The 23557-nt window shown below is 70.9% G+C and carries 23 protein-coding genes; 10 read left to right on the top strand and 13 right to left on the bottom strand.

All coding sequences use genetic code 11. From position 1 onward, the window contains the following. Positions 1-560: cbb3-type cytochrome c oxidase subunit I (locus BA895_RS15575; RefSeq protein WP_175442347.1), on the bottom strand; the 560-nt coding region annotated here is incomplete at its 3' end. Between the two features lie 249 nt (positions 561-809). On the opposite strand from BA895_RS15575, the gene fdxA reads away from it, so the two are divergent. The 3 genes from fdxA to BA895_RS15590 all read left to right on the top strand — a co-directional run bounded on the left by fdxA (position 810) and on the right by BA895_RS15590 (position 2587). Beyond that, a complete protein-coding gene (fdxA, locus tag BA895_RS15580; protein WP_070192842.1) occupies positions 810-1154 on the top strand; it encodes a ferredoxin in 345 nt (114 codons plus the stop codon). After that, the gene (locus BA895_RS15585; RefSeq protein WP_070192816.1) at positions 1151-1825 is read left to right on the top strand and encodes a metalloregulator ArsR/SmtB family transcription factor; all 675 of its coding nucleotides are present in this window, start codon (positions 1151-1153) and stop codon (positions 1823-1825) included. Before fdxA ends, BA895_RS15585 begins: the two co-directional genes overlap by 4 nt. Positions 1826-1906: 81 nt before the next feature. Next, positions 1907-2587: a DsbA family protein gene (locus BA895_RS15590; protein WP_070192817.1), complete on the top strand. Its 681-nt coding sequence runs from the start codon at positions 1907-1909 to the stop codon at positions 2585-2587. A 121-nt stretch (positions 2588-2708) separates the two neighbouring features. Here BA895_RS15590 and BA895_RS15595 read toward each other — a convergent pair whose 3' ends face one another. The 4 genes from BA895_RS15595 to BA895_RS15610 form a co-directional block, all read right to left on the bottom strand. Next, positions 2709-3668, bottom strand: coding sequence for a YafY family protein (locus BA895_RS15595; RefSeq protein WP_139142705.1), 960 nt, complete (start codon positions 3666-3668; stop codon positions 2709-2711). Between the two features lie 60 nt (positions 3669-3728). Next, on the bottom strand, positions 3729-4649 hold the full coding sequence (locus tag BA895_RS15600; RefSeq protein ID WP_217493921.1) for a cytochrome b5 domain-containing protein: 921 nt from the start codon (positions 4647-4649) through the stop codon (positions 3729-3731). A gap of 98 nt (positions 4650-4747) precedes the next feature. Continuing rightward, positions 4748-5104 carry an HIT domain-containing protein gene (locus tag BA895_RS15605; RefSeq protein WP_070192820.1) on the bottom strand — a complete coding sequence of 119 codons (357 nt, stop codon included), beginning with the start codon at positions 5102-5104 and terminating at the stop codon, positions 4748-4750. Between the two features lie 3 nt (positions 5105-5107). Further along, positions 5108-5785 (bottom strand): hypothetical protein, encoded by a 678-nt coding sequence (locus BA895_RS15610; protein WP_217493922.1) that lies wholly within the window; start codon positions 5783-5785, stop codon positions 5108-5110. 63 nt (positions 5786-5848) lie between these two features. Between BA895_RS15610 and BA895_RS15615 the strand changes: the two genes are divergently transcribed. Next, positions 5849-6595, top strand: coding sequence for a DUF998 domain-containing protein (locus tag BA895_RS15615; RefSeq protein WP_083283427.1), 747 nt, complete (start codon positions 5849-5851; stop codon positions 6593-6595). On the opposite strand, the gene BA895_RS15620 is transcribed toward BA895_RS15615, so the two are convergent. The 7 genes from BA895_RS15620 to BA895_RS15650 form a co-directional block, all read right to left on the bottom strand. Continuing rightward, complete coding sequence (locus BA895_RS15620; protein ID WP_175442348.1) at positions 6508-7716, bottom strand: glycosyltransferase 87 family protein; 1209 nt, start codon at positions 7714-7716, stop codon at positions 6508-6510. The genes BA895_RS15615 and BA895_RS15620 overlap by 88 nt on opposite strands. Positions 7717-7733: 17 nt before the next feature. Then, positions 7734-10667: an FtsX-like permease family protein gene (locus BA895_RS15625; RefSeq protein ID WP_070192823.1), complete on the bottom strand. Its 2934-nt coding sequence runs from the start codon at positions 10665-10667 to the stop codon at positions 7734-7736. 24 nt (positions 10668-10691) lie between these two features. Further along, a complete protein-coding gene (locus BA895_RS15630) occupies positions 10692-11501 on the bottom strand; it encodes an ABC transporter ATP-binding protein (protein WP_083283429.1) in 810 nt (269 codons plus the stop codon). Then, positions 11498-12106 (bottom strand): PadR family transcriptional regulator, encoded by a 609-nt coding sequence (locus tag BA895_RS15635; protein WP_070192824.1) that lies wholly within the window; start codon positions 12104-12106, stop codon positions 11498-11500. Before BA895_RS15635 ends, BA895_RS15630 begins: the two co-directional genes overlap by 4 nt. Before the next feature lie 136 nt (positions 12107-12242). Then, a complete protein-coding gene (locus tag BA895_RS15640) occupies positions 12243-13139 on the bottom strand; it encodes a S9 family peptidase (protein ID WP_254666503.1) in 897 nt (298 codons plus the stop codon). Between the two features lie 244 nt (positions 13140-13383). After that, complete coding sequence (locus tag BA895_RS15645) at positions 13384-13587, bottom strand: hypothetical protein (protein WP_070192825.1); 204 nt, start codon at positions 13585-13587, stop codon at positions 13384-13386. A gap of 98 nt (positions 13588-13685) precedes the next feature. Further along, positions 13686-14807 (bottom strand): glycoside hydrolase family 76 protein, encoded by a 1122-nt coding sequence (locus tag BA895_RS15650; RefSeq protein ID WP_070192826.1) that lies wholly within the window; start codon positions 14805-14807, stop codon positions 13686-13688. 68 nt (positions 14808-14875) lie between these two features. Between BA895_RS15650 and BA895_RS15655 the strand changes: the two genes are divergently transcribed. Together BA895_RS15655 and BA895_RS15660 are read left to right on the top strand one after the other, a co-directional pair. Then, positions 14876-16114, top strand: coding sequence for an RNA polymerase sigma factor (locus BA895_RS15655; protein ID WP_070192827.1), 1239 nt, complete (start codon positions 14876-14878; stop codon positions 16112-16114). Between the two features lie 141 nt (positions 16115-16255). Further along, entirely contained in the window at positions 16256-17314 is a 1059-nt protein-coding gene (locus BA895_RS15660; protein WP_070192828.1) for an asparaginase, read from the top strand. A gap of 358 nt (positions 17315-17672) precedes the next feature. Here the strand turns inward: BA895_RS15660 and BA895_RS15665 are convergent, their stop codons facing one another. Beyond that, entirely contained in the window at positions 17673-18359 is a 687-nt protein-coding gene (locus BA895_RS15665) for an SDR family oxidoreductase (protein WP_070192846.1), read from the bottom strand. Between the two features lie 75 nt (positions 18360-18434). On the opposite strand from BA895_RS15665, the gene BA895_RS15670 reads away from it, so the two are divergent. The 4 genes from BA895_RS15670 (at position 18435) to BA895_RS24010 (ending at position 23484) form a co-directional block, all read left to right on the top strand. Continuing rightward, the gene (locus BA895_RS15670; RefSeq protein WP_070192829.1) at positions 18435-19907 is read left to right on the top strand and encodes a 3' terminal RNA ribose 2'-O-methyltransferase Hen1; all 1473 of its coding nucleotides are present in this window, start codon (positions 18435-18437) and stop codon (positions 19905-19907) included. Continuing rightward, on the top strand, positions 19904-22477 hold the full coding sequence (locus BA895_RS15675) for a polynucleotide kinase-phosphatase (protein ID WP_070192830.1): 2574 nt from the start codon (positions 19904-19906) through the stop codon (positions 22475-22477). The genes BA895_RS15670 and BA895_RS15675 overlap by 4 nt, the downstream gene beginning before the upstream one ends. Positions 22478-22606: 129 nt before the next feature. After that, positions 22607-22981 carry a VOC family protein gene (locus BA895_RS15680; RefSeq protein WP_070192831.1) on the top strand — a complete coding sequence of 125 codons (375 nt, stop codon included), beginning with the start codon at positions 22607-22609 and terminating at the stop codon, positions 22979-22981. An 89-nt stretch (positions 22982-23070) separates the two neighbouring features. Further along, positions 23071-23484 carry a hypothetical protein gene (locus BA895_RS24010; protein WP_070192832.1) on the top strand — a complete coding sequence of 138 codons (414 nt, stop codon included), beginning with the start codon at positions 23071-23073 and terminating at the stop codon, positions 23482-23484. The last annotated feature ends 73 nt before the right edge of the window (positions 23485-23557 follow it).

The following is a 23557-nucleotide window of genomic DNA, read 5'->3' on the forward strand; positions in this document are numbered from 1 at the left end:
CCGAGGATGGTGCCGAACCCGCTCAGGGCCAGACCGAAGACCCAGAGGTCACCGCCGAGGCCGGGGCTGTAGCTGACGTCGGAGAGTGGGGCGTAGGCGAACCAGCCGAACGCGGCCGCGCCCTGGGGCGTGACGAACCCGGCGGCGGCGATGATGCCGCCGAAGAGGTAGAGCCAGTACGCGAACATGTTCAGGCGTGGGAACGCGACGTCGGGCGCGCCGATCTGCAGCGGCATCAGGGCGTTGGTGAAGGCCGCGAACAACGGGGTCGCGAAGAGCAGCAGCATGATCGTGCCGTGCATCGTGAACAGCTGGTTGTACTGCTCGGGGTTGTCGACGATCTGCAGCCCGGGCTCCCACAGCTCGGCGCGGATCAGCAGCGCCAGGGCTCCGCCGAGGATGAACCACACGAACGTGGTGATGAAGTAGAGGTTGCCGATCACCTTGTGGTCGGTCGTGGTGGCCCACTTGACGAACGTCTGTCCCGGTCGCGGGCGAGGATGCACGTGACGGGGCTCGGCCGGCCCGGGCCGGGCTTGGACCCGCTCGGTGGTGGTCATTGAGTGCCGCCGTCGGCACGTCTGCGAGCCCGCATGACTGGTACCTCATCCCTCGGCCAGGCGTGCATGGCCTGGTTATCTCAACGACTGTACCCAGAATCTACTGGTGGTCAAGGGTGCTGGCAGGTCGGCTGCGTTGAGAACCAGGGTGTTCGAAACCAGCACGAGATGTTCTTGGGCGAGGCCTCCGGCAGAGTTAACATGGTGCATGTACCTTTAATTCATGGCAGAGAGTCCGAGGTGTCGTTCGTGACCTACGTGATCGCGCAGCCCTGCATCGACGTGGTGGACCGCGCCTGTGTCGACGAGTGTCCGGTCGACTGCATCTACGAGGGCAAGCGCGCCCTCTACATCCATCCCGACGAGTGCGTCGACTGCGGGGCCTGCGAGCCCGTCTGCCCCGTGGAGGCGATCTACTACGAGGACGACGTGCCCCAGCAGTGGGAACCCTTCACCACCGACAACGTCGAGTTCTTCACGGAGGTGCTCCCCGGCACGGCGGCGCCGCTCGGCTCTCCGGGTGGGGCCGCGAAGATGGGCCGGCTGGGAGTGGACACCCCGCTGGTGGCCGGTTGGCCGAAGGCGGAGTCGTGAGCCCGCGCCCGGTGCGCGAGTCAGGCGGCGTTCACAGCGCCCTGGCGTCGTCGACCCGCCGTCGTCTGCTGGAGCTGTTGCGTGGTGCAGACTCCGCCCACGACGTGCACGAGCTGGGCGAGGCGGTGGGGCTTCATCCCTCGACCGTGCGCTTCCACCTCGAGACCCTCCGCCAGGCCGGCCTGGTATCCCGTCGGGAACAGCGCGCAGCGGGGGCCGGCCGTCCGCGCATGGCCTACGTCGCCATCCGGGAGCACCCTGAGGCTAAGTACGAAGGCTTGGCCCGGATGTTGGCCGCCGACATCGCGCAGACGGCGCGCGATGACGCGGGGCACGCAGAGGGCATCGGCGAACGGTGGGCCCGGCAGGTGATCCCTCTGCCGGCTCCGCCCAGCGACACGGCAGCGGATCATGCTGCGGCACAGATCAGCTCACTCTTCGAGCGGCTTGGCTTCGAGCCAGAGATGCGGGCGGTCGAGGGTCGGTCGCAGATCTCGCTGCACGCCTGCCCCTTCCGGTCTGTCGCCCGCGAGCGGCCTGACGTCGTCTGCGCGATCCATCTGGGGCTGCTGCGCGGCAGCCTCCAACGCCTCGGGGCGCACGCCTCCGGTCGGCTCCACCCCTTCGTCGAACCCGACCTCTGTGTGGCTGAGGTCGTGCCGGCGCCGTGAGCAGGCGGGTCACGAGCGCCCGATCCACCATCGCGACCAGTTTCGAGACAACCCATCAAGACAACAGGAGGAGGCAGCAGCGTGATCATCTACGGCGACTTCACCTGCCCCATGTGCTACCTGGCGAGCTGGCGCGCCGACCTGCTGGACGGCACTGCTGACGCGGTCGACTGGCGGGCTGTCGAGCACCAGCCGACGGTGCCGCTCACCGGGCTGCGCCCCGCACGTGCCGAGCTGGAGGGGCTCAGCGGTCGATGGGCCACCATGAGCTCCCTTCGGATGCCGGGTGAGGCCGTGCCGGGCCGCTCTCCGTCGTTCGTGGCCAGCACCCAGGCAGCGGTGGCCGGGTACGCCGAGGCGTACGGGGCCGGCGTGGCCGAGCCGGCTCGACGGGCCCTGTTCCGCGCCTACTGGGTGGGCGGCCTCGACATCGGCAACCCGGAGGTGCTGCGGGGCCTGCTGGGCGACATCATCCGCAGTGGCCACTCGAGCTCGCGACCGCTCCACGAGTGGGGGTACGCCGTCACCTCGGCTCGCGGCCCGGTCACGACGGCGGCTTTCCTCCTCATCCGGGACTGGCGTGAGCAATGGAGCGAGCTGGGCTCACCTCGCGAGCCGCTGCTCGTCGACGCCGACGGCTCGACCACCACCGGTGGCGACGTGCTGGCCAGGCTCGAAGGCCAGATCTCGGGTCGGCCCACAGACCGGCACGAGCTGCCCGCCCTGGCACCGCGGCCGCTGGCCGGGCGCTTCTGGACCTGAGCCCGGCGGGGCACCGCCGCTACGTCACTGATGCACGGGGCGGGTCACTGACGTAGCGCTGCCGGCCACGCTGCCGTCCGAACCAGTCTCGGCCCAGGGCCGATCCATGCCGCTCCGGGAGCTACGCCGGGTCGACCGCAGCCAGCATCCTCTCGCCGAGCCGGCGCACCGCCTGCGTGACCTCCGCGCCTGCCGTCACCCGGTAGGGGCCCGGTGTGCGGGCGAGCTGCTCTGCGTACCAGGCCGGGTCGCTGGTGCTGCCGGTGAGGCGACTGGAGCGCTCGCCGACCGCTTCGACGAGGCCGAGGGCGGGTGGCAGACAGCGGGCCACGAGGTCGGCAGGGCTGTCGATGGTCACCTCGACCGGGTACTCCCAACCGGACGAGAGGTGCTGTTCCAGCTCGACGACGGGATCGAGGTCGCGCGGCGGGTCGAAGGTGGCAGAGAGCTTCTCCACCGCGGAGACGCGGTCGATGCGGTAGACCCGGCGCGCCTCGGCGTGGTGAGACCAACAGAGGAGGTACCAGCGTCCGTGCCGCACCACGACCGCCCACGGGTCCGCCTCCAGGTCCCACGACGAGCCAGCCTCGGAGTGATACCGAAGCCGAACCCGGTGCTGGCTCGCGCACGCGTCCGCGAGAGCGGTGGTGGTGCCGGGGTCGGGCCGGGCGGAGCCTCGGTCGGGCGCGGGGGCCGTCGTGCGTCGCACCGTGTCGGCCTGGGCCGCAACCGATTCGGGCAGGGCCCGCAGAATCTTTTCGATCGCGCTGCCCACCGGGTCGCCCGGGTCGCTGACCAGGTGATGACCGTCAAGCACCGCCATGACCAGGCCGAGAGCCTCGGTGGCGGTGAACGTGAACGGTGGCAGACGCAGGCCCCGCCCGACGCGGTACCCGCCGTAGGGGCCACGCACCGACTCGATGGGGATCTCGGCCTCACGCAGGATCGCCACGTACCGTCGCGCCGCCCGGTCGGAGACCTCGAGCCGATCGGCGAGCCGCTGTGCGGTGATGCCCGGTTGGTTCTGGATCAGCTCGAGGGCAAGCAGGGCCCGCGCGGTCGGGCTCGCATCAGGGTTCACACCCCTCAACCTAGGGCGACCCCGCGCCGTCGCGTCTCACCATCGCGGCGAGCGACCCCCTCAGCGCAACACCCCGACCTTGAACGTCGCGAGCTCTCGGGCTGGGCGACCCTGCCCGCCGTGCTGGGCATCGAAGGATGCGGTGGCATCGGTGCCGCATATGCCGAGGATGGCGCCCGACCCTCCGGGGTGGGCGTCGATCCACCGGGTCAGGTCGTAGACGCCGCCGTCGATGGCGGCCCAGCACGACGAGGCCGAGCCGTGCTTGCGAACGTCGGACAGGCTGAACGCGGTCGGCCCACTCTTGGTCGGTGGGGTGGCAGGGGAGGTCGACGGTCGCGGTGTTCGCTGGGCCTGTTTCCGGCTGGCTGCCGTCGTGCTCGCCGACCGGGTCGGGTCAGCGGCCGTCGGGGCCGGGGCCGCGTCTGTCGCCGGCGCCGTGAGTGCGCTCGCCGCCGCTGGTTGTCTGCCTCCCCACACTGCGGTGGCGCCGCTGTGGCCGACGACCACAGTGAGGGCCAGCACCACGAGCGAGAGAACCACGGCGCCGGCGCCGGCCACTCGGGTCAGGGCCGGGCGAGACCGGGCGGTGGCGGAAGCGGTGGCGGTGGCGGTGCCCGATGAAGCAGCTCGTCGCGCGAGCAGTTCGAGGGCGAACCACACGACGGTGACGACGGCGAACACCATGGCCGCCACGAAGAGCCGGTCGCCCCATTCGGCATGCTCGGCGGGCAGGCCGACCTGATCGGCGAGGGCCTCACCCGACTCCTTGGCCACGAACGCTCCGAACGTGCCGAGCAGCGCCGCGGCGACGGTGAGCCAGCCGTAGGGCCTACGCCACCGCGGCACCGCGATGATGACGATCAGGGCGATCGCCGAAGCCGGCAGCACGACCACGGCCAGGTGCACGACGAGGGGGTGGAGGGGGAGCCCCGCAATGGAGGAGAAGAGGCCCGACTCGTGGTCGTCCATCGGCAACATTCCGCCAAGGTAGGAAACCGTGGCTGAGAGTTGGCTGAGTTGCTGGTGCGAGCGTGCCGGGGTGAGCGCCGAGGTGAGCCGAGTCGCCGCCCACCGCGTCAGGTGTGGTCTCGCTGCGGGCCACTGTGCACGTGAACGTGCAGGTGCTTGGAGTCTTGGTAGCGGCCGAGGTTGGTCAGCACCGCGGCAGCTCCTTCGCGCTCGGTCACCTCGCGCGCGAGGCGCTGCACGACGGCGAACAGCTGCCGCACGTCGGCCTCGTCGCACTCGGTCACGCTGGTGAACGAGTCGATGTGCCGCTTCGGCACGACGACGAGGTGGGTCGCCCAGAAGGGTCGGGTGTGGTGATAGGCCAGCACCAGCTCGTCGTCGTGCACCACGTCGAGCTGCGCTGCGCTCGGGATCGCCACGTCGCAGTAGAAGTCGTCACCGGTGTACCGGTCGGGCAGGGCCACTTCTCACCTCGTGGAGTCGGCGATCTGAACGGGGTACCCCGCTCGCAGCGCTCCCAGGCTGGCCGGCGGGGTGATGACCGATGCCGTGCCGCGTCGGGGGCGCTCCACCGGCGAGCCGTAGGTGTTGTCGGTCCGCCACGGGATCAGCCGATCATGCACCACGACGGCCGGCCCCTGTTCTACGAGCACGAACGCGCCGTCGGGAAGGCCTGGCCAGCTCGACCGGACAAGCGGGCGGCCGTCAGGGCCGAGCGGCATCCGCTGACCGTGCAGAACGGCATCCAGCTGCGGGGCTCGTAGCGGCACAGTCTCACCGGCGAACCGCGCCCAGGCGGAACGGAACTCGTTGAAGTCGGCTCGTCGGCACTCGGCGCACGGCCGGTGCCCGGCCGCGAGCGACACCGCCTCGTCGAGGAAGAACAGCGGCGTGTACCGGCCGGGTTGCCACTGAGGAGTGCGACGACCCCGGAAGTCGAGCACGCAGGTGATCCAGGCCCGCCCCCGGTGGCTGCGCACCGTCTGCCGGTGGCCCGTGCCCGCGTGCAGCACCCCGCGGTTGCCCATCCAGCGGCCCCGGCCGGGCGCCGCGACGATGTTCCCGAACGGGGAGACCCGGTTGCCAGCCGGCGGGTGCGGCCCGTCTCCGGCCGGGCTCGACGACGTGGTGCCGGAGATCGTCATGGTCGAGAGGGCTCCTCTGTCTGCTGTGCCGTCACGCCAGTCAACACCCAGTAGCGTCGGGGCATGTCCGAAGCGTCGTCGTGGGTCAACCCGTTTCCTGCGCCACCTGGTCAACTGACCGTGCCCTCCCTCACGACAGGTTCCCGGATGCCGCTGGGCCGGCGCCGCTTCGAGGTGGTCGGAGCGTTCTGCTGGCTGGCCCAGCCGCTCTACATCGCCGCCGAGCTGCTTGTCGCAGCGGGAGCGTCGGCGACCTACAGCCTCAGGGACAACACGATCAGCGACCTCGGCTCGATCGGCTGCACACCGGCGCTCTGTTCGCCGTGGCATCCCGGCATGAACACGGCGTTCGTCGCCTTCAGCCTGCTTCGAGTGGCGGGAGCACTACTGCTTCTCCCGTCTGGGCGTCCTGGGCGTCCTGGTCGCGCGGCGGTCACCGCCACCGTTCTCTGGCTGGTCTCTGGCGTGTTCTCGGCCGCCATCGGGTTCGTTCCGGTCGACCAGCACCCGAGCCTGCATGTGCTCGTGGCCGTTCCCGTCTTCGTCACCCAACCAGTCGCCGTGCTCGCAACCGCCCTGGCGTTCAAGGGCACCCACCGGGGCCTCACGGCATCCGGCGTGATGGTCGGCATCGGCTGTCTCGTCGGGGCGGGGGCCTTTCTCGTGGCGAGCGCCGGGGTGAGCTGGGTGGGCTTCTGGGAGCGGTTCGCTCTCTGGCCGGCCTACCCCTGGCTCGCGGTCGTCGGCGCCGTCGTGCTCGCGTCTCGGCGAGTCTCGCCGGCGCCGCTCGAGCCCTCGGTGGGTCGCTGAGCTCGGCTCCGGTTCAGCAGGAGCACGGTCGTGAAGACGGCCAGAACGGGATAGAACCAGCCCACGACGGTGATCGCCGCAGGGTACGGGAGCCACTCTGCGAGGTCGAGCGGGGTCAGGCAGGTCGCCGCCAGCAGCAGAACGGCCGCGAGCGTCAGGCGACGCGAGAGCAACCACAGCCCGATCGGCACCACCCAGACCCAGTGGTGTGACCACGTGATCGGCGAGGCGAGCAGGCCGGCCATCGCGACGACAGTCAGGGCCGCCACGTCGTCACCGCGTCGGTGCAACACTCGCGCCGTGACGGCTCCAGCCGCCACGACAACGAAGGCCAGCGGCCAGGTCGCTCCCGAGGCGCCGTCGCCGAACGTGCGAAGAAGACTGCCGGTCAACGAGACGTTGTCGGGATAGTCGAGCGCGCCCACTCGGCTCGAGTCTCGCAGCAGCACGAACCAGAACGTGGGCGAGTCGCTCGGCAGCACGACCCACCCGAGCCCGACGGTGGCCAGAAAGCCGATCGCCGACAGAGCGCAGGCGCGCCACTGCCGAGTGGCCAGGTAGTAGACGGCGAAGATGCCGGGCACGACCTTGATGCCGGCTGCCAAGCCGGTGAGCAAGCCGCGCCATTGCCTCGGAACGACGAAGGCGTCGACCACGACGAGCGCCATCAGCACGAGGTTGACCTGACCGAAGCCGAAGGTTCGCCAGATCGGCGACATGAGCACCAGCCCGGGCATGGTCCACCAGAGGCTCGAGCGGGGCAGGCCGAGGCGGTCGCTCAGCACCAGCACGGTCACCACGAGTGCGACGCCACTGGCGAGAGACACGAGAGCCTCGGCCACACCTGGGGTCACCAGGCTCAGGGGGGTGGCCAGCACGGCCGCGAACGGGGGGTAGGTGAACGGGAGGGCCTGGCGCACGACGTAGGGGGAGGCCCCGTTGACGACGTCGGCACCCGCCTGCACGTAGACGGCCAGATCGAGCAGGCGCTGGCTGAGCTCGACGACGAGCCGGCGAGCAGCGACCAGAACCACGGCGCTCCACGCCACCCAGACCCACCCGCGCGGTCGCGCCAACACGGCAGCGGCCGGTGCTCGGCGCGTCGCAGTGTCGGTACCCACCGGCACAGGGTCCCAGATCAGGAGAGTCTTCGGGTGACCTGGGGTGAGCGACGCACGGCGAGCCAGGCGAAGGCCGCAGCAATGAGCGGCACGAGCACGACCGGCGCGACGATCTGCAGCCACGGGATCACGACGAACGGCCCGATGGTGGTTTCAGAGGTGCCGTCGAACCCGTTGACGACGGTGGTGGCCCGGGCGATGGCGATCCCGGGGATCAACCCGACCGCCGCGCCGATGAGGGCGCCCAGGGCGGCGAGGTGCAGGGCCTGGGAGGCGGCCATCCTGCGCCGGGTGCCGCGGGTCGCCCCCACGGCCGCGAGGGTGCCCATCAGCGGCTGCTGCTCGGCCAGCGAGAGCGCCGTCGAGACGAAGGTGGCCACGAGCACGAGCAGTGTCACCACACCGATGAGCGCGAGCACGACGGGAAGGTCTCCGCGCTGGAACCCGCGTTCGACGTAGATGTCGGCCTGGTCGAAGCGCCCGTCCATCACGGTCTGAAGCCGCTCCCGGGTGGCCTCGTCGACGGCCCCGTCGGGGGAGGAGAACATGACTGAGTCGGGCGTGCTCGTCCACCCCAGCCGGGCAATCGCCTCCGAGGAGATGGCCGCGCTGATGCCGGTGCTGGTCTGCAGGCGGATGAACTGGGGGGCGGGAACGCGCAGGGCGGGAACCCTGGTCTCGGTCGGCGATCCGGTGGCGGTGAACTCCATCGACATCGGGTCGCGGGTGCCCGACAGGGTCGCGAAAGTGACGGCACCGTCGGTCACGTCGACGGTCGCGGTGGGGGACACCTCCAGCGTGGCGTGGCGCGGCGCCTGGGGGAAGGTGGCCGGGTCGGGCAGCACGATGGCACCGTTCGCGACGGCGAGCGACTGGGCCGGGTCGAGCTGAAGCGCGGCGTCGAGCTCGACCGCCGGCAGCACCCGCACCTGCCCGCCACCGAAGCCGTCACTCGAAAGCGATTGGCACTCGGCGTCGACCGTCGACGAGAACGGATCGGCCAGGGCCTGCGCCACGGAGCAGCCTTGCCGCACCGCCATGACTCGCTGCGAGACGGGAGGGTCGGTGCCCGCGGAGGGCGGCGTGTACTGGTAAGGGTTGCCGAGCAACGCCGCGTGCATCACCCGGAGGCCTGGGGCGGCAGCGTGGATGACATCGACCATCACGTCTTGGGCCGCAGCGTCACCAGAGCCGGAGTAGTCGCGCACGAGCCCTGTTCCCACAGCGACCTCCGGCACATAGGTGTCAGCCCGTTTTGCCGTGTCGGAGGCCAGCCCGATGCACGCCACCGAGAACAGCGCCGTGGTGGCCAGCACGGCGGCCACGGTCGGTGCGGTGCGTGCCCGCTGTCGAGCCGAGTCGCGGGCCGCCATCCGCATGGTCAGGGGTAGGCGTCCGGCCAGTCGAGCGGAAGCCACGAGCAGAGCCGGCACCAGGCACAGGGCGCCGAGGGTGAGCACGACACTGCCGATGAGGAACGCCGTCACCGAGATGCCGTTGTCGCTCACCGTCTGGGTGAGGGCGGTCAGGGCGCCGACGCCGCAGAGCACCAGCCCGACGACCAGGAGTCGGTGGCGTAGCGGGCGGCTCACCTCCTGCCCCCGCAGCACTCGCACGATGTCGAGACGGCCGAGGGAGCGGGCCGGGATCAGGGCCGCCACCACGGCGCTCACCAGGGCGGCCCCGATGACCAGGCCCAGCAGCGACCACGGAACGTCGACGGGGGAGTAGGCGAGGTCGAGGAAGGGCCGCAGACGCAACGACCGAAGACCGAGGAAGGCCCCCAGACCCAGTGCGGCTCCGGCCACGGCGGCGAGCGAACCCAGCACCACCGCCTGCCCGAGCACGAACCGTCGCACCTGGGCCGCCGTGCCGCCGTTGGCCGCCGCCAGGGCCAGGGTGCGACGCTGTCGGCTGGCGCTGACGGCAAAGGCGGGGCCGGCGAGCAGGGTGGTGGTGAGGAGCAGCCCACCCGAGGCGGCCGCGATCGCCGCGGCGAGGGCCCGGGTTCCGTCGCCCACGGACATTTCGGGGTTCAGAAGGGCTATCTCGCCGGGCGGCAGGCTGGTGACTGCCTTGCTCGAGACCAGCAGGGCGTAGCGGTTGATCCGCTGCACCGTGGGCCAGTCGATGGGTTTGGCGTCGGTCACCAGCCAAGCGGACGGAGTGCCGTCGAAGGGCACGACCACTGCGGCGGGGGAAACCGAGCCGCCCCATGCGCCGCCCGTCACGGCCTCCGCGACGCCCACCACGCTGAGACCCGGAACCGCCGGCCCGTCGGACGCACCGCCACTCACTGCTGGCCGCTCGCCCCCGACCCTCGCGAGATCGAGGCGGCCCGACGTCGGCAGGCCGAGATCGGCGCCGTAGGGCGTCACCACCACCTCTTGGTCGCCCACGGGCCACCGGCCGCCGAGCAGGTGGGCACGTTCGCCGAGGTCGGTGCCGGGAGTCAGGCTGATGGCCAGCGCAGGAACCGAGATGCGGGTGCCGTCAACCTGCGCCCGCAGGTCTTGGCTCTCGAAGGGGATGGCCGTGCCGCCGACGAGGGTCGAGATGGCCGCAGTCGGGTTCGTACCGAAACCCGGAACGGTCACGGCCGCCGGTGAGTCTGATCCCGTACCCCAGCCGCCACCGGCCGGGTCCTGTTCGATGGCCTCCGATCCGCTCGGGCCGGAAACCACCGCCACACCGGTGCCGTAGAGGTAGGGCGCCTCCTCCTGGCTCGTCACGTCGGCGGTCATGGCCAAGGTGGCGCCGAAGGCGAGCAGCATGACCGGCAGCCCGATCATCAGCATTATCAACGCGCTTCGACCACGGTGCCGGCGCACGTCACGGCGGGCCAGCCGCAGCGCCACCCGCCACCCCGCCCACCACTGCGACCTCCGAGACGGTTCGGGCCGGGTGCCGCTCTCTGGGTGGTCGACCTCGCGGTCGATGGTGGCCGTCATCGCTCTGCCCTCATGATGCGGCCCTCATCGGGTGCTCGGCTCGAGCAGCGTGTCGGCGGTGTCGGGGTCGCCGGTCGTGTCGACGACGACTCCGTCGCGCAGAAACACGACCCGGTCGGCCCAGGCGGCGTGCCGAGCCTCGTGGGTGACGAGCAGACCGGCGGCGCCGTCGTCGACCCGTTGGCGCAGCACCCGCAGCACGCCCTCGCCGGTCGTCGAGTCGAGGGCGCCGGTGGGCTCGTCGGCGAGCACCAGCTGACGTGACCCGACCAGGGCTCTGGCGATCGCGACCCGCTGTTGCTGACCGCCCGACATCTGGTCGGGGTAGCGGTCGGCCAGCTCACGCAGGCCCAGCTGGTCGAGGGCGTCGAGGGCGTTGCGCCGTGACCGGCTCACCGAGTCGCCGTCGAGCTCGAGGGGCAGGCCGATGTTCTCGGCCGCGGTGAGGCTCGGAATGAGGTTGAGGTCCTGGAAGACGACCCCGACCTGGCGACGACGCAGCCTGGCCAGGTCGCGGGGGCGAAGCCCGCCGAGGTCGATGCCGGCGATGCGCACCGCACCGCTCGTGGCCCGGTCGAGACCGCCGGCGAGGTTGAGCAGGGTCGACTTGCCCGACCCGCTCGGGCCCATCACCGCGACGAGCTCGCCGCTGCGTACTCGAAGTGTCACCCCGTCGAGCGCCTTCACGGCCGTCTCGCCCTCGCCGTGCACCCGCGTGACGTTCTCGAGCTCGAGCAGAGGCGGCCGAGCCGCTGCCCCTCCAGCCTGCGCCCTCGCGTCATCCGGTTCACCGGGCACGACCGGCGCGGCCCCTGACCGCTGCCCGCCGGTCATGCCCGGTCTCCTATCGGCCGCGTGCTGGCTGGTTCGGGCTCAGCCGACACCGACACCGATACCGGGCCCAGCGGCATCCCAGCGGCTCGCGCAAGGCGAGCCTCGACGTGGTCGAGCCACCGAGCCTCCGCTTCCGCCGCGAAGAGGTGGTTCTCGAGCACCAGCGACCAGGCGAGGTCGCGCCTGTCGACGGGTTCGTCGGCCCGGGCTTTCAGGCGGGTGAGGTCACGCAGGTGCTTCAGGGTCGCCGTGCGCTGGGTCTGCACCACACGTGGCACGTCGATGCCCGGCAGGGTCACGGCCAGCGCCAGCTTGATGACGAGCTCGTCTCGCGGGGTCGCCTCACGGGCGACCGGCGTGATCCACCAGCGGGAGATCTCGGCTCGGCCCGAGTCGGTCAGGGCGTAGGCGATGCGACCCTCGTCGTCGGCGCCTCCGAGCGGCTCGACGAAGCCGTCGCGCTCGAGCCGGGCAAGGGTGGTGTAGACCTGACCGACGTTGAGCGGCCAGGTGCCTCCGGTGCGGGCCTCGAACTCCGCCCTGAGGCGGGCTCCGTACATCGGCTCCTGGGCGAGTAGCGCCAGCAACCCCTGTTTGACCGACATTCCCACTCCTCTATACCGAGTATCATCTGCGTGAAGAGCAAGGTATACCGGGTATTCCCAGAGGTCAACCACCGAAAGACCGGGGAGTCGTCGTCGATCGGGCGGCAACCAGCCGTGGCCGTCTCCGGTGGTGGGCTCAGTCCAGGTGCTTGGCGATGAATGCCTCGGACCGCCGGATCGAGAGCGGCCACTGCGAGGTCATCGTGTGCTGCTGGCCCGGATACACGTAGTAGCTCACCGTCTTTCCCGCCGCCTTCAAGGCGGCCACGGTCTGCTGGCTCCAGGCGATCGGGCACTCCTCGTCGGCGGTGCCGTGATGGATCATGAGCGGGTCCTGGATGCGAGCGAAGAACGTGCGCGGGCTGACCGCGGCCCAGTTGGCCGGTTGCTGCTCAGGCGTGCCGAGCCGGGCGATCACTGCGTCGGCGACCTTCGAGCGGGACCTGACAGGTCGAACCCACCTGTCGAAGTTGTCGACGGCATCCGAGCTCACAGGGGCGTACGCCACGGCCGCCTTGAAGAGCCCGGGTCTTACGACGAGGGCGTTGTACACCACCCCGCCACCCATCGAGCGGCCCACCAGGGCGATGCGGTCGGGGTCGACCCGCGGCTCCTGCTTCAGCGCGAGCGCGGCGTTGATGGTGTCGACGGTGTAGCCGAGGCGCAGCTCCGACTCATCCTGCGGGTCCTTGCTCGACCGGGCGTGGTTGCGGTAGTCGACGTGCAGGGTGACGTAACCCTGGCGGGCGAGGTAGTCGCGCTCGCGCAGCATCGTCTGCCCGTTCGTGTACTCGAGCGGGTCGACGTAGCCGTGCGCGAGCACCACAGCCGGAAAGGGCCCCTTGCCCCGGGGGATGTTGATGCGGCCCGAGATCGTCAACCCATCCCCGCGGTAGGTCGCGTAGTACTGGCGGTACGCGCTGGTGCTCCCTCGCTCGGCGCCGAGCGTGAGCCCGCTTCCGTCGTAGTTCCGGTCGATGAGCGCCTGGATCGACACCGGGTTCGGTGCCGTGGTGGGTGGTGCTGGGCTCACCGTCGTCGCGGCTGGACGGGGGGATGCCGGTGTCGCCGGTGACCGTGCGCCTGCGGAACCGGAAGGAACCGGCTGCGTCGGCTCGCTACCGGCCGTCGATGTCGGCGATGTCGGCGATGTCGGCGATGTCGGCACGGAAGTGGCGGTGCCGGGGGCTCCCGTGCAGCCGGCCAGCGCCAGCCCCGCGAGCCCGACGGCACAGGCCAGTCGGAGTGGTCTTCGAGGTCGGGGCACGGGGCTCGTGTCAGCCGCGGTCGCGCCCGCGGTCACGGTCTCGGGTCGGCATGTCCTGCCCGGCCACCAGCTGTCGGCCGAAGGCCCAGTACGCGCCCAGCAGCATGCTGACCACTACCCCCAGAGCAGTCGGCCAGTTGGCCATGCTGACCAGCACCCAGACCGCTCCGGTCAGGATCGAGAGGATTCCACCAATGGCGTTTGCCTTCTGCATGACGATCTCCTGTGGTCGGGTGCTGGCGATGCTACGCGGATGTTGCCGTCATCGGGTCAGGCGAGCCGGAGACCTTTCCGGGTGGCTGCTGGCCGAGGTCAGACCACGAGGGTGGCGGCGCCTTCCAGGGTCATCCACGCCTGCAGCTGGGTCGAGAGCTCGATCGTCTGGCCCGGTGGCTGGCGCTCGGCGGCGGGCAGAGCGGCATCCGGCGAGAAGACGCCGGCCCATCGCCCGTCGGGGAGCGTGCGCTCGTCGCGCCCGAGCCAGAAGCCGTCGCCCGTGTCGAGCACGAGTCGACGGGCCGTCGAGCGGGCCTCGCCGTCAAGGGACCGATGGTTCGCGGCCAGCGCCAGGTAGCGAACGAGGATGCCGGTGAACAGCCCGCCGTCGTCGCCGCCGTGGGTCAGCAACGGACGCCGGTCTGCCTGCGGCGCTGTGAGATGGGTCGCGACCGCGTTCACGACCCGGCCGGCCCGCTCCAGGCTGGTGTCGTCGCCCAGGGTGAGCAGGGCGCCGAGCATCGTTCCCTGGTTGTAGGTGTAGACATCGGTGACCACCTGCTCGCCACCGGCAGTGAGGCGGATGCCGTCGAGGAAGAGGCCGGTGTCATTGGCCAGCAGTCGGGCGTAGACCCAGTCGACGAGGAGCCGGGCTGTGTCGAGGTCGCCACTGCGGGCCAGGTGCAGCGCCGCCGGGCCGGTGGCCGGAACGTTCTTGAAGTCGCGAGCCGTGTTCCAGTAGAGGCCACCGCCGAGGTCGCCGGTCATCGCCGAACGCAACCGGGCGGTCAGGGCCCGGTCAGCCACCCGAAGGCGGCGGCGCGAACGAGCACCGGGCAACCGGCCCGTCAGCAGACGCAGCCGGTCGATGGCGAGCGCGAGCCAGGCCATGTCGTCGTAGTAGCGGTTGGTGAACCGTCCGACATTGCGCACCCTGATCGTCGCCACGAGCCGGTTGCCGAGACCGGCGTGCTCGAGGGCGCCGCGGTGGTCTCCTGACCGCAGCAGCCGCAGCCCCGCGTCGACGATCGCATCGAGGTAGTGCGCCTGCCACCAGTAGTTCCACGAGCCTCCGACGAAGTGTGGCGAAGGGTGGGCGACGTGCGCGAGGTGGGTGAACGGCATCCCGACCAGGCGGGTACCGAACAGCACGCCGACCGAGCGCTCAGCCTCGGCGGCCCGGGCGTCGGCGTCGGTCGGAACGGGGTCGGCGGCCACGCTCCGACGCTACCGCGAGTGCGCTCGCTGCACCTTTGCGCGCGCCTGCTGTGTCAGGCTCACCCGCTATGGAGACGGGCGACCGGGCGGTCGAGGACCTGTGGCGACGGCTGGCGCCCCAGGTCATCGGCGCCCTGGTTCGCCGCTACGGCTGGTTCGACCTGGCCGAGGACGCCACCCAGGAGGCGCTGCTCGCGGCCTCGACCCAGTGGCCCGACCAGGGTGTGCCCGATGACCCGCGGGCGTGGCTGATCACGGTGGCCTCCCGGCGACTGATCGACCATCTGCGCAGCGAGGAGGCGCGCGCTCGCCGCGAGGCCCACGTCGCGCAGCGCACGGCCACGGTCGAGCTTGCCTCCCCCGCAGTCGATCTCACGCGCAGCGACGATGACGACACCCTGGTCATGTTGTTCCTCTGCTGCCACGACACGCTCACCACCGCGTCGCAGATCGTCCTGACCCTGCGCGCGGTGGGCGGGCTGACGACCGCTGAGATCGCCGCCGCGTTCCTCGTGCCCGAGTCGACGATGGCGCAGCGGATCAGTCGGGCCAAGTCGAGCATCAGGGCGTCGGGGGCAGCGTTCCGGATGCCGTCCGCACCCGAACGCGTACACCGGATGCCGGCCGTGCTGCGTGTTCTCTACCTGATCTTCAACGAGGGGTACACGGCCACCTTCGGGGCAGAGCTGCAACGACTCGACCTCAGTACCGAGGCGATTCGGCTGACCCGCCAGCTGCTGAGGCTGCTGCCCGAAGACGGCGAGGTCGCCGGCCTGCTCGCCCTCATGCTGCTCACCGACTCGAGACGCGGAGCGCGAACCACGCCTGAAGGCCGACTGGTGCCGCTCGAGGAGCAGAACCGCGAGAGCTGGCACACGGCGTCTGCAGACGAAGGCGTGGCCCTGGTCACCGGCGCGCTCCGCAGAGCCACCCTCGGGAGCTACCAGGTTCAGGCGGCCATTGCCGCCGTGCACGCCGAGGCTTCCACCGCGGCGCAGACCGACTGGGCTCAGATCGTGGCTCTCTACGACCTGCTGCGACACCTCGACCCGAGCCCCATGGTCGATCTCAACCGGGCCGTGGCGGTCGGGATGGCGAGCGGCGCACCGGCGGGGCTGGCCGCGCTGGCTGAGGCCAACGCGTCGGGGCGGCTGGACCGCCACCATCGCCTCCACGCGGTGCACGCTCACCTGCTCGAGATGGTCGGTGACCTCGAGCCTGCCCGGGCGGCCTACCGACGCGCGGCTAGGCTCACCACGAGCCGCCCGGAGCAGCGCTATCTGCAGGAGCGGGCCGACCGGCTGTGAGCGACGCGCGGGCCAGGGCACCGGTCGCCTGTCTGGCCATCACAGCGGCGCTGCGACAGAGTTGACCGCACACGACTCTCGGAGGTAGCTGATGTACGAGCTCGCGGGGCCGGCCCTCAAGGCGCCGACCGTCGAGGAACGATGAGCCGGGAGGTCTCGGTGCTCGGCCGGGTCGGCCCCGAGGGGCCGGGCGTCTTCGTGCTCTACACCGGCGGCACCATCGGCATGGTGGTCGGCCCCCAGGGCGGGCTGGTGCCCCTCGACCTGCGTGAGCTCGCCGCCCACGTGCCCGTGGTGTACGAGCTGCCCGTCGGGCTGACGGTGGCCACGGTCGCCGAACCGGTCGACTCGGCGACCATGGGGGCCGGCGACTGGCTGCGCATCGCTGACGCCATCGTCGAGCACGCCCCCGGTCACCTCGGGGTCGTCGTGCTGCACGGCACCGACACGATGGCCTACACAGCCTCCGCCCTCAGCTTTCTGCTGGAGGGCATCGACCTGCCGGTGGTGCTGACCGGGTCGCAGCGGCCGATCACCGCCCTGCGGTCAGACGGCCGCGAGAACCTGGTGACCTCGCTCGAGCTCGCATCGGCGCGGATGAACGGCGGACCGGTTGTTCCCGAGGTCACCGTCTTCTTCGACCATCTGCTGCTGCGCGGCAACCGCACGGTCAAGGTGAGCGCCGACAGCTACCAGGGCTTCGCCTCGCCCAACCTGCCGCCGCTCGTGACCGCAGGCGTGACCTTCAGCCCCAGCCTCGGGTTGGCGCGTCCGGCCCAGGTGGGTCCGGTGCGGCGGGCCTCCGGGTTGTGTTCGGACGTCGCGGCGATCCACCTCTATCCCGGTCTCGACCGCTACGTGCTCGACGCCGTGATCGCCCGGCCGGGGTTGCGTGGGCTGGTGCTGCAGGCCTACGGCGCGGGCAACGGTCCGAGCGACCCGTGGTTCGCCGAGGCGATCGCCCGTGCTGTGGAGAGCGAGGTCACCGTGGTGGTGACCACCCAGTGCCGGGCGGGGTGGGTGCGGGGCGGGCTGTATGCCGCGGGGGCGGCCATGTTCGATGCCGGAGCCGTTCCGGCCGGAGACATGACCTTCGAGGCAGCCCTCACCAAGCTGATGGTGGCCCTCGACCGGCACGACCACCCTGACGAGGTGCGTCGGTTCATGCTGAGCGACCTCGCCGGTGAGCTGACTGTGTGAGTGCGGCCGTGTGAAGGCGCCCGTGTGAAGGCGCCCGTGTGAAGGCGCCCGTGTGAAGGCGCCCGTGTGGCGCCTCGATGCCTGCGGTCGGCGTGATTTCCGCGGCGGTGGCAGCCCCGGCCGGCGCTCCCTACGTCACTGATGCGCGAGGTGAATCAGTGACGTAGGAGCGCCAGGGTGGGTGCGTGGTGGCTGGCTACGTCACTGATGCGCGGGGTGAATCAGTGACGTAGCAGCGCCAGGGTGGGTGCGTGGTGGCTGGCTACGTCACTGATGCGTGGGGTGAATCAGTGACGTAGCAAGTCGGCCAGCCGGCCGGCCAGCCAGCCAGCCATCCGCCCAGCCGTACGGCCAGCGGTCAGAAAGCGCTCGAGGGCAGGTCTCGCTCGTCGTCAGCGATGGCCCGCACGATGCGTCGAGCCACGTCGGCAGGGTCAAGGCCTTGGGGGAGGCGTGGCGCGCTACCGGAGATGGGTCGGTCGGCCAGCCCCGTCTCGGTGTGCGGTGGGCGCGCGTCGAGCACCCGGATACGGCTCCGGCGCAGCTCGGCTGCCGCAGCCGCATCGAAGGCGGTGAGTCCGGCCTTCGCTGCGCTGTAGGCCGCCATGCCCGCGGTCGGACGTTCCGCGACGACAGCGCTGATCTGCACGATGAAGCCGCCCTCGCCCAGAGCGGCAACGGCCTCGCGCACGACCCGGATCGGCGCGATGAGGTTGAGCAACAGCAGGTCATCGAGGGTGTCGTCGTCGAGCTCGGCGCTGGCCCCGAAAGCCACGACCCCGGCGGCGTTGACCACCCCGGAGAGAGGAGCCGTCTCGGCGGCCTGCGCCACGATCCGGGCAGGTCCGTCGGGTGTCGTCAGGTCTGCGGCGACCGTGGTGACCACGCAGTCGCCAAGCGCCGCGGCCAGCTTGTCGAGGTGGCCGGGGGTGCGGGCGGAAAGGCTCAGACGAGCCCCGGCGGCAGCGAGCTCGCGGGCGATCGCCGACCCGAGGCCGCCGGTCGCACCGAGAACGAGAACATGGGCTCCATCGAGAGTCGTCATGTCTCCATCGTCATCGATCACGGCCCGGCGCGCAGATCTACCCCGTTGGCTCCCTGGCAACGGCACAATGAGCGCGTGCTGCTCACCCTCACCTCCACCGCCGAACGCGCCACCGACCTGGGGTATCTGCTGCACAAGCACCCTGACCGGGTGCAGACCTTCGACCTGCCTGTCGGTAACGCGCACGTCTTCTACCCAGAGGCCACCGACGAGCGGTGCACGGTGGCCCTGCTGCTCGAGGTCGACCCGATCGGGCTGGTGCGTGGCCGACGCTTCGGAGGTGACGGCTTCGCGCTCTCGCAGTACGTCAACGACCGCCCCTACGCGGCCTCGTCGATGCTCGCGGTCGCTCTCGGCCGCGTCTTCAAGACCGCACTCCAGGGGCGGTGTGCGGCTCGGCCCGACCTCGAGGCGCAGGCCCTGCCGCTGGTCGTCCACGTGCCTGCCCTGCCGTGCGGCGGCGACCCTGACCTCATCGAACGGCTCTTCGCCCCACTCGGGTGGGCGGTATCGACGGTCACCAGCCCCCTCGACCCCGAGCTGCCCGGATGGGGCTCGTCGCCGTACACCGACGTCACGCTCACGGGTGATGTCGTGCTGAGCCAGGCACTCGGCCACCTCTACGTGCTGCTGCCCGTGCTCGACGGCGCAAAGCACTACTGGGTGAGCAACGACGAGGTCGACAAGCTCGTTCGCAACGCTGGGGGCTGGCTACGCGACCACCCGGAGCGTGACCTGGTCACCCGCCGGTACCTCGCCCACCAGCAGCGGTTCGTCGCCGACGCGACGCAGCGGCTGGCGGCTCTCGAGGACACACCGGATGCCGTGTTCGTCACCGACGACGGTGGCACCGGCCCCCGGCCGGCCCCCGAACCCGGCCTCGCCACGAGCCCCGAGGTAACACTCCCGCCCCCGGTGGCGGTGCCGCTGCGCCAGCGGCGGCAGGAGGCCGTTCTGACCGCCCTACGAGAGGTGGGCGCTCGGCGCGTCGTCGACCTCGGGTGCGGCGAGGGTTCCTTGCTCGCAGGGATGCTCGCCGACCCCTCCTTCGCTGAGCTGCTCGGGGTCGACGTGTCACCCCGAGAGCTCGACCGGGCCACGAGGCGTCTTGGCCTCGACCGGTTGTCTGACAGCCAGCGCGCCCGACTCACCTTGCGGCGGTCGTCGTTGACCTACCGCGACGCCGCCCTGGCCGGCTTCGACGCCGCGGTGCTGATGGAGGTCATCGAGCACCTCGACCCCGACCGGCTCCCGGCGCTGGAGACGAACGTCTTCGCGCACGCCCGGCCCGGCGCCGTCATCGTGACCACCCCGAACGCGGATCACAACGCGCACTACGAGGGTCTGGCGGTGGGCGCTCGTCGTCACGCTGACCACCGGTTCGAATGGGGCAGAGCAGAGTTCGCGGAATGGGCCGAGCGGGTGGGCCGACGGTTCGGCTACTCTTTCGAGCTGCGTCCCGTCGGTGACGTCCACCCCGAGCTGGGGCCCCCCACCCAGCTCGCGCTCTTCCGCCGTGACTCTGGCGTAGCCGTAGGTGCGGCATGACCCAGATAGGCATTCCGCAGCTGTGCCTCGTGGCCCTCGTCGGCGCGTCCGGTTCCGGCAAGTCGACCTTCGCCGCCGAGCACTTCGGCCGGTTCGAGGTGGTCTCGAGCGACTTCTGCCGGGGCCTGGTGGCCGACGACGAGAACGACCAGTCGGCGTCGAAGGACGCCTTCGACGTGCTCGGCTACATCACCGGAAAGCGTCTGGCCGCCGGGCGCCTCACCGTCGTCGACGCCACCAACGTCACGAAGGAGGCCCGACGTCAGCTGGTCGAGCTCGCGAAGGCGCACGACGTGCTGCCGGTGGCGATCGTTCTCGACGTGCCGGCCTCCGTGGCTTCGGAACGCAACCGGTCGCGCGCTGACCGCGACTTCGGGCCCCATGTCGTCAAACGGCACACCGACCAGCTGCGGCGCTCGCTCAAAAGCCTGGGCCGCGAGGGCTTCCGCAAGGTGCACGTGCTGAGCGGCGTGGAGGCGATCGAGACGGCCGAGGTGGTGCGCGAGAAGCTGCTGAACGACCACCGCGACCAGCACGGGCCCTTCGACGTCATCGGCGACGTGCACGGTTGCCGCGCCGAGCTCGAGAGCCTGCTCAAGACCCTCGGCTACCTCATTGAGCGTGACGAGCGTGGCCGCTCCGTCGACGCCGGCCACCCCGCGGGCCGGACCGTCGTGTTCGTCGGCGACCTCGTCGACCGTGGCCCCGACAGCCCGGGGGTGCTGCGCCTCGCCATGGGCATGACCGCATCCGGTCACGCCTTGGCGGTGCCGGGCAACCACGAGCACAAGCTGGTGCGTGCGCTCGACGGGCGCAACGTGCAGGTCACCCACGGACTGGAGACGACACTCGACCAGCTCACACAGGAGGGGCAGGAGTTCCGCGACGCCGTGCGGGAGTGGTGCTACGGCCTCGTCTCGCACCTGGTGCTCGACGACGGCCGGCTCGTCGTGGCTCACGCCGGCCTCAAGGAGGCCTACCACGGGCGCGCCTCCGGCCGAGTGCGCTCGTTCGCGCTCTACGGAGACACCACCGGCGAGACCGACGAGTTCGGCCTGCCCGTGCGCTACCCGTGGGCGGGCGACTACCGCGGCCGGGCCATGGTGCTCTACGGGCACACTCCGACGCCGGTTCCCGAATGGGTCAACAACACCCTCTGCCTCGACACCGGTGCCGTCTTCGGGGGGCACCTGACGGCGCTGCGCTACCCCGAGAAGCAGATCGTCCAGGTCGCGGCCGAGAGCGTCTGGTACGAGCCCGCCAAGCCGTTCCCCACCGCCGGGCAGACCGCCGACGGGCCGGCCGGCACGGTGGTCTCCGGTCGTGGAGAGGACGAGCTCGACCTCACCGACGTGCTCGGCAAGAGGGTCGTCGAGACCGCGCACCACGGACGAGTCTCGATCAGGGCCGAGCACGCCGCCGGAGCGCTCGAGGTGATGAGCCGCTTCGCGCTGCACCCGCGGTGGCTGCCCTACCTGCCTCCGACGATGTCGCCCGTCGCCACGTCGGCGAGAGACGGACTCCTCGAGCACCCCGACGAGGCGTTCGCCTACTTCGCGGACGTCGACGTGCCCCGCGTGGTCTGCGAGGAGAAGCACATGGGTTCACGCGCGGTGCTGCTCGTCTGCCGCGACGCCGACACGGCGGCTCGCCGCTTCGGAGCGACCAGCGGTGAGACCGGTGCCGTCTACACCCGCACGGGTCGCTCGTTCCTCGGTCGCGAGCTCACGGAGGAGCTGCTGCAGAAGGTTCGAGCCGGTATCGAAAGCGCCTCTCTCTGGGGCGATCTCGACACCGACTGGGTGCTGCTCGACGCCGAGCTGCTGCCCTGGTCGCTCAAGGCGGAGCCGCTGCTGCGCGAGCAGTACGCCGCCGTCGGTGCGGCCGCGCGCGCTTCGCTTCCGGTGGCCGTGTCGGCCCTCGAGGCCGCCCGCTCGCGTGGCCTCGACGTCGGCGACCTGCTGACGCGTACGCAGGAAAGGGTGGTGAACGCGGAGGCGTTCACGGCCGCCTACCGGCCCTACGTCTGGTCGGTCGACGGGCTCGACGGCGTGCAGGTGGCGCCCTTCCAGGTGCTCGCCAGCGAGGGCCGCACCTGGCACGACCACGACCACCTGTGGCACCTGGAGGCCATCGACCGGCTCGTCGCGGCAGACCCGGTCACCTTCCGGCCCACCCGGCGGGTCGTCGTCGATCTTGCCGCCCACGGCTCACGCGTCGAGGCAACGCGCTGGTGGGAGGAGCTCACGGCATCCGGCGGCGAAGGAATGGTCGTGAAGCCGCTTGGTAACCTGACGCGCACCCCCAAGGGCCTCGTGCAGCCGGGTCTGAAGGTGAGGGGACGCGAGTACCTGCGCATCATCTACGGCCCCGACTACACCACCCCTGCGAACCTCTCGCGGCTGAAGAGCCGCACCCTCGGGCACAAGCGGTCACTTGCCCTGCGCGAGTACGCCCTCGGGCTCGAGTCGCTCGAGCGCACGGCCCGGGGCGAGCCGCTCTGGCGTGTGCACGAGCCCGTGTTCGCTGTTCTGGCGATGGAGTCGGAGCCGGTCGACCCTCGGCTCTGACCAGCAGGCATCAGGGTTGCGAGTCCGCGACCGCCTGGAGCCGTGGCCCATCCTCTGGTGTCGGGTTCGTGCAAGCATCTTGGCGCCCGAAAGGCCAGACTGAGCTGACCGATACCGAAGGAGAACGCCATGAGCACCCCGATCCTCGAGATGGTCACGATCGACTGCCTCGACCCCCAGGCCGAAGCTGCGTTCTGGGCGGCCCTGCTGGGTGGAGAGGTCACCTACGCCGACGAGAGCTACGGCATGGTCAAGGTGGGTGACCGTCGCCTCGGGTTCGGGCACGTCGATGGTTTTGTCGCGCCGGAATGGCCTGACCCCGTCGGCGGCAAGCAGTTCCACCTCGACCTGTCCGTCGACGACCTCGAGGCGGCAGCCGCTGACGCGGTGTCCAAGGGTGCGACCCGACCTGAGCATCAGCCCGGCGACGGCTGGATCGTGCTGCTCGACCCGGCCGGCCACCCGTTCTGCCTCACCCAGCGGGCGAACTGGGCCCAGATGTGACCTGACCCCACCGGCCCCGTGCACGGGCCGGGGATGAGAGCTGTCTCATCCCCGGCCGAGGCACGCGAATGCCGGGTCACAGTGGTGTCATGCGTGGCCGACCACCCTTGCTGACCAACGTTGCCGTCATGGTGGCGGCGGTCGTCATCGGCTGGGCTCTGCTGGTCGGTCGTGACGAACCGATCGGGCCCGATCTCGGGCCGGCCGTTCAGGTACGCCTCAGCGCCACGACTTCGGCGCCGAGCCGGCCGACGCCACCGCCGACGGGTGTCCCGCCCACGACCAGCCCGCCCGCCACCGCGACGAGCAGACCCGCCGCGACCGGTTCGGCCGGCTCGAAGACGCCGACCCGGGTGACGCCCCCAACCCGGGTGGCGCCGTCATCGGGCGCACAGACCGTTCCCCGGCACTCACCGATGCCGGCCGGCGATGACGGCGATGACGATGACGACCACGATGACGGCGGTGACGGCGATGACGGCGACGGCGACGGCGACGATTGATGACTGACCGGACGGTGAGGGCGCTGACGCAGGCGGCAGGGCAGACTGGTCGTGATCCCGGCCTGGAGGGCAG

Source organism: Humibacillus sp. DSM 29435, assembly GCF_001758225.1.
GTDB lineage: Bacteria > Actinomycetota > Actinomycetes > Actinomycetales > Dermatophilaceae > DSM-29435.

Coding starts and splice junctions, on each gene's coding strand:
- BA895_RS15680 (WP_070192831.1), top strand. CDS start 22,607: ATGAGCACCCCGATCCTCGAGATGGTCACGATCGACTGCCTCGACCCC.
- BA895_RS24010 (WP_070192832.1), top strand. CDS start 23,071: ATGCGTGGCCGACCACCCTTGCTGACCAACGTTGCCGTCATGGTGGCG.
- BA895_RS15615 (WP_083283427.1), top strand. CDS start 5,849: ATGTCCGAAGCGTCGTCGTGGGTCAACCCGTTTCCTGCGCCACCTGGT.
- BA895_RS15655 (WP_070192827.1), top strand. CDS start 14,876: ATGGAGACGGGCGACCGGGCGGTCGAGGACCTGTGGCGACGGCTGGCG.
- BA895_RS15610 (WP_217493922.1), bottom strand. CDS start 5,785: ATGACGATCTCCGGCACCACGTCGTCGAGCCCGGCCGGAGACGGGCCG.
- BA895_RS15660 (WP_070192828.1), top strand. CDS start 16,256: ATGAGCCGGGAGGTCTCGGTGCTCGGCCGGGTCGGCCCCGAGGGGCCG.
- BA895_RS15665 (WP_070192846.1), bottom strand. CDS start 18,359: ATGACGACTCTCGATGGAGCCCATGTTCTCGTTCTCGGTGCGACCGGC.
- BA895_RS15625 (WP_070192823.1), bottom strand. CDS start 10,667: ATGACGGCCACCATCGACCGCGAGGTCGACCACCCAGAGAGCGGCACC.
- BA895_RS15675 (WP_070192830.1), top strand. CDS start 19,904: ATGACCCAGATAGGCATTCCGCAGCTGTGCCTCGTGGCCCTCGTCGGC.
- BA895_RS15635 (WP_070192824.1), bottom strand. CDS start 12,106: ATGTCGGTCAAACAGGGGTTGCTGGCGCTACTCGCCCAGGAGCCGATG.
- BA895_RS15645 (WP_070192825.1), bottom strand. CDS start 13,587: ATGCAGAAGGCAAACGCCATTGGTGGAATCCTCTCGATCCTGACCGGA.
- BA895_RS15630 (WP_083283429.1), bottom strand. CDS start 11,501: ATGACCGGCGGGCAGCGGTCAGGGGCCGCGCCGGTCGTGCCCGGTGAA.
- BA895_RS15600 (WP_217493921.1), bottom strand. CDS start 4,649: ATGTTGCCGATGGACGACCACGAGTCGGGCCTCTTCTCCTCCATTGCG.